General features: G+C 69.5%; 1 protein-coding gene. It reads right to left on the reverse strand.

What is annotated here, in order from left to right; all coding sequences use genetic code 11:
• Positions 1 to 271 precede the first annotated feature (271 nt).
• Positions 272 to 991 (reverse strand): GntR family transcriptional regulator, encoded by a 720-nt coding sequence (locus A7A76_RS14620; protein ID WP_206411868.1) that lies wholly within the window; start codon positions 989 to 991, stop codon positions 272 to 274.
• Positions 992 to 1,368 lie beyond the last annotated feature (377 nt).

The following is a 1,368-nucleotide window of genomic DNA, read 5'->3' on the forward strand; positions in this document are numbered from 1 at the left end:
ACACAGGCCATCCATGGCCTGGGTGGCGCACGGCGCGCGTCCTGCGCGCCGCCCTTCGGGTCTACGGTTGCCTGTGGCGAGTTCGGGACGGCGGGGGGAGCGAAGAGCGAAGAGCAGCCGCAACCGCCCGCCGTATTTCGGGTTTCGCTGATGTGACGGGTCGAGGCGTTGCTCCGGTACGCGACGGCGTATCGGCGTCGTTTCGCGTGGACTGCGCTTTTGCCTGAATCACCGGCCGGAGGTTGCGGGGCTTCGGGCGACGACGGTGGGGCTACGTCGCTTCGGTGGGCTCACGCCGCCGGCGCGGGGCGCGGCGGAAATCCGGCAGCATCGGTGCGGTCGGGGGGATGTGTTCGAGCTGCGCGCGCAGGTCGTGCAGGGTGCTGAGGATGTGGGTCGACAGCAGTTGGTCGACCAGCGCCGCGTCGCGCTGCAGCCAGGCTTGCAGGATGCCGAGGTGTTCGTTGGCCGCGCGCGCTTCGCGCCCGACCGGTTCCAGGTGCTTGCGCACGTAGCGTTCGGCCAGCACTTGCAGGCGCTCGACCAGTTGCGCGGTGATCTGGCGTCCGCCCGGCGTGACCAGGGCCAGGTGGAAGGCGCGGTTGCAGCGCACGCTGGCGTTGGGGTCGCCGTGGTCGGCGCGCTCCCAGGCCAGGAACGCGGCGCGGGCCAGTTCCTGGCCGGCCTCGCAGGCGATCAGGCAGGCCTGGGCGGCGGCCTCGGGTTCGATCTTGAGGCGCAGCGCGAACACTTCCTCGGCCTCGGTCGAGGTCAGCGGAGGCACGAAAAAGCCACGGTTCGGGTGCGAAGACAGCAGGCCTTGTTCTTCCAGCCGGCTCAGCGCCTCGCGCAGCGGGATCTTGCTGATGCCCAGTTCCTCGGCCAGCAGTTCCTGCCGGATCGGCGCCAGCGGTGGGATCTGGGTCGACAGAATGCGCTCGCGCACCACTTCGAAGGCTTGGTCGGACAGCGAACGCGGCAGGATGCTCATGCGGCCAGTCTATCCAAGGCCGGCGGCGGAAATGTGGCGGCCATCGCGTCTGCGCGGGGAGCGAGCGTGAGCGGCTTAGTACTTTAGTGGGATGGGTTTCGCAAAAGCGCAGCACGGCACGGAGAACCGGCCTGCGGATGCGCCGATGAGCGGCACAGATGGCACGCCAAGCCACCACCTGAGTCACGGAATCGCCACAGATTTCGCACATACCGTATACGGTATACCGATTAGCAGCCCGAAGTGACGCGCGTATGTCAGTGCGTCGGGCCGCGGCCGATCGGTAGCCCGCGGCCGTCAGGGGCGGCCGTCGCCATCGCAGCGCATGCCGGGTTCGGCCCTGGGCCGGCCGTGCCGGCCTGCGCGCGCGCGGCGCG

Source organism: Lysobacter enzymogenes (assembly GCF_017168095.1).
Taxonomy (GTDB): Bacteria; Pseudomonadota; Gammaproteobacteria; order Xanthomonadales; family Xanthomonadaceae; genus Lysobacter; species Lysobacter enzymogenes_D.